Raw genomic sequence first — 3,567 nt, 5'->3', positions numbered from 1 at the left:
GGCGGGGGCGGCGATTCGGCCGTGGGGAGGGCGGATCCCCCCGCTCCGACCTCCCTCCGCGCCGAACTCCTCCCGCCACGCGCCGAGACGGGCGGGGTGACGCCGGCCAGCGTCCCCGGTTCACGCCGCCGCGAGCCGCTCCATGGGCTCGGCGTCGAGGCGCTCGCGCACCGACGTGTCGAGGTCGAGCTCGGCCGCTCCGAGGACCTCGTCGAGCTGGGCGACGCTGGAGGCCCCGACGACGGGGATGACCGGCACATCGCCACCCAGGAGCCACGCGAGGGCGACTTGGTTGGGCGTCGCGCCGACGTCGCGGGCGACCTCGTGCAGCAGCCGGATCCGGGCGTGCGTGGTGGGGTGGTCGACTCCGCCCCAGAGCGGCTTGTCGGGTCGGGCGAGCGAGCCCTGGTGCAGCGGCGAGTACGCCGTCACGGCCAGCGGCGCCCGGCCGTCGACCCCGCTGGCGTCGGCGTAGTCGAGCAGCTCGGGCGTGACGAAGTTCATGCGGCCGGGCTTCGGCGCCGGGTGGATGAAGCTGTACTGCTGCTGCACGAGCCCGTACGGCGCGATGCCCTGCCTGATGGCCTCCTCCCGTGCCTCGACCACGCGCCAGACGGCGACGTTCGAGATGCCCGTGATGCCGACGAGCCCGGCGTCCTGGAGCTCGCCGAAGGCGCCGACGGTCTCGGCGAGCGGGGTTTCGCGGTCGTCGACGTGTCCGTAGAGCACGTCGAGGTGGTCGACGCCGAGGTGGCGAAGGCTCTCCCGCGACTCCCGGGCGATGATGTCGGCGGCGAGGCCCTGGTAGTTGGTGGGCTCGCTCGTCGACAGCGGCAGCGCGGGGTCCTTCTTCGCCGCGCCGAGCTTCGTCGCGATGCGGACCCGGTCCCGGATGCCGCGGCTGGCGAGCCAGCGGCCGATGACGTCCTCGCTGTCGTGGCCGTGGCCCAACCCCCACGCGTTGTAGTTGTTGGCGGTGTCGAGGAACGTGCCTCCGGCCTCGACGAAGCGGTCGAGGATGGCGAACGAGGTGGCCTCGTCGGTACGGGTCCCCATCCACATGGTGCCGAGGCAGAGGGTGGAGACGTCGAACGACGTGCGTCCGTCGCCGATGGTGCGGTAGCGCATGATGATCCTTTCGATCCGGTGATGGATCGAGCGTACGAACGTATCGGCACGGGCATACACTCCAATCGGCTACCGTTCTGCCAGACCAATTCGATGACCGTGCCCGCGAAGGGGGCTCCGGATGCCGCGACCGCCCGCCGCGCCGACCCTCGCGTGGGAGACCCTGCTCGACCTCGGCGATTCCACCGCCGCGCTGCGCGATCGCCTCGAGGGCGCCATCCGCGAGGCCGTGCAGGCAGGGCGCATCCCCGCCGGCGCCGCGCTGCCCCCGAGCCGGGCCCTCGCCGAGACGTTGGGCGTCTCCCGGTGGGTGGTGACCGAGGCGTACGGGCAGCTCGTCGCCGAGGGGCTCCTCGACGCCCGGGTCGGCGCGGCGACCCGAGTGGCGGCCGGCTCGTGGCATCCGCCCACCGTCGGATCGGCTGAGTCGGGTTCGGTTCGCGCCGAGTACCGGCGGCCGGCGTACGACCTCGGGCCGGGCGTGCCCGACCTGCGCAACGTGCCGCGCGCCAGGTGGTCGGCCGCCGTGCGGCGGGCGCTCGAGCTGCTGCCCGACGCCGAGCTCGCCGTGGTCGATCGGCTGGGGCATCCGCTCGCCCGCACCGCCGTGGCGGAGTACCTCGTGCGCTCACGCCGCGGGGTCGCACGGCCCGACGACGTCGTCATCACGCACGGCGCCGGCGATGCCATGGTCGGCCTCGCAGCGGGGCTCCGGGCAGCCGGGCATCGGAGCCTCCTCGTCGAGGACCCGGGGTGGAGCGGGATGCGCGAGGTCGCGGCGGCCGCGGGACTCACGCCCGTGCCGGTCCCGGTCGATGCGGACGGCGTGGACGTGGCGGCGCTCGAAGCGGCCGCCGAGCGCACCGGCGCCCGCGCGGCGCTCATCACGCCGGCGCACCAGTTCCCCATGGGAGCGGCGTTGTCACCGGCCCGACGCGAGGCGATCGTGCATTGGGCGAGGCGGGTCGACGGGCTGCTCGTGGAGGACGACTACGACGCCGAGTTCCGCTACGACCGGCGGCCGATCGCGGCCCTGCAGGGGCTCGCACCCGAGCGCATCGTGCTCGTCGGCTCGCTGTCGAAGTCGGTCGCGCAGGCGTTCGGGCTCGGCTGGGCGATCATCCCTGCCGAGATCCGGGCACGTGTGCGCCTGCCCGAGTCGGCGCGCCCCTCGACCCTCGAGCAGGTCGCGCTCGCCCACTTCATCACGAGTGGCGACCTCGAACGCCACCTGCGTGCGGCTCGCGGGCGGTTCCGACGGAGGAGGGCTGCACTGCTGGAGGCGCTCACCCTGGAGCTGCCCGACCTCTCGGTGACGGGCGTCGCCGCCGGCATGCATGCCGTGCTCGAGCTGCCCCCCGGCGTACGGGCGGCCGACGTGCGCACTGCCGCCGCGGAGCTCGACGTCGGCGTCTCGGACCTGAACCGATATCGAGCGTCGGGTCGTACGCCGACTGCCGAGGCGCTCGTGCTCGGCTACGGCAACCTCTCCGACGCCCTGGTCGACGAGGCGGTCGGGCGGCTCGCGCGGGTCATCCGCACGCTCGGCTGACGCACGGAGCAGGTGGGTCGGCCGCGCCGTCAGGCGAGGCGCGAGATGGCCGTCTCGAGCACGCCCCAGAAGCGGTCGACGTCGAGGCCGGTCGCGACCCACGCGTTCGGCTCGCGGCGGAGCATCCCGTCGAGATCGACGCTCGTCGCGCCCACGGTCTCGGCGCCGGCGACTTCGACGTCGAGGCGCGTGCGCACGAGCTGCACGCAGGCCGGGTCGGCGAGCACCGCCACGGCGACGGGATCGTGCAACGGCCCGTCGGGCATGCCGAACACCTCGTCGTTCGTGCGGCAGAAGAACTCGAGCAGCTCGTCGCCGAAGGCGGCGGTCGCGTTGCCGACGCCGGCCAGCCGCTCGCGCACCCCGGCCGTCACGAGCGCCTGGTGCGTTATGTTCAGTCCGACCATCGTGAAGCGGATGCCGCTGCTCACGACGAGCGCGAGCGCCTCGGGGTCCACCCACGCGTTGAACTCCGCGTACGGCGTGACGTTGCCCCGCCCCGTGGAGCCGCCCATCCACACGATCTCGCGGATGCGGTCGGCGACGTCGGGGCGGTCGCGCAGCAGGATCGCCACGTTCGTGATCGGTCCCGTGGCGACGATCGCCGCCGGCTCGTCGGCGGCGAGCAGCGTGTCGGCCATGAGCTCGGTGGCGCCCCGCGGGTCGAGCCGCACGCTCGGCTCGGGCAGCACGGGTCCGCCGAGCCCGTTCTCCCCGTGGATCCATTCGGCGGTCTCGAGCGTGCGAGCGAGCGGGCCTGCGGCTCCGGCGGCGACGGGCACGCCGGCGACGCCGCGACGGTCAGCGCGATGCGGGCATTGCGGCTCGTGTGCTCGATCGGCACGTTGCCGCCGACCGTCGTGACGGCCAGCAGGTCGAGCGACTGA

The 3,567-nt window shown here is 73.9% G+C and carries 3 protein-coding genes; 1 reads left to right on the top strand and 2 read right to left on the bottom strand.

Annotation, left to right across the window (positions count from 1 at the left end; genetic code table 11):
- Positions 1-120: 120 nt before the first annotated feature.
- Entirely contained in the window at positions 121-1,128 is a 1,008-nt protein-coding gene (locus tag AC1DY2_RS17280; protein ID WP_476763535.1) for an aldo/keto reductase, read from the bottom strand.
- Between the two features lie 121 nt (positions 1,129-1,249).
- Between AC1DY2_RS17280 and pdxR the strand changes: the two genes are divergently transcribed.
- Complete coding sequence (pdxR, locus tag AC1DY2_RS17275) at positions 1,250-2,680, top strand: MocR-like pyridoxine biosynthesis transcription factor PdxR (protein ID WP_476763534.1); 1,431 nt, start codon at positions 1,250-1,252, stop codon at positions 2,678-2,680.
- A gap of 29 nt (positions 2,681-2,709) precedes the next feature.
- Here pdxR and AC1DY2_RS17270 read toward each other — a convergent pair whose 3' ends face one another.
- On the bottom strand, positions 2,710-3,462 hold the full coding sequence (locus AC1DY2_RS17270) for a nucleoside hydrolase (RefSeq protein WP_476763533.1): 753 nt from the start codon (positions 3,460-3,462) through the stop codon (positions 2,710-2,712).
- Positions 3,463-3,567 lie beyond the last annotated feature (105 nt).

The organism is Agromyces sp. P1_H4, assembly GCF_056405255.1.
Note: the sequence above shows the minus strand (reverse complement) of the source record. Positions and strands in the feature narration are given on the sequence as shown.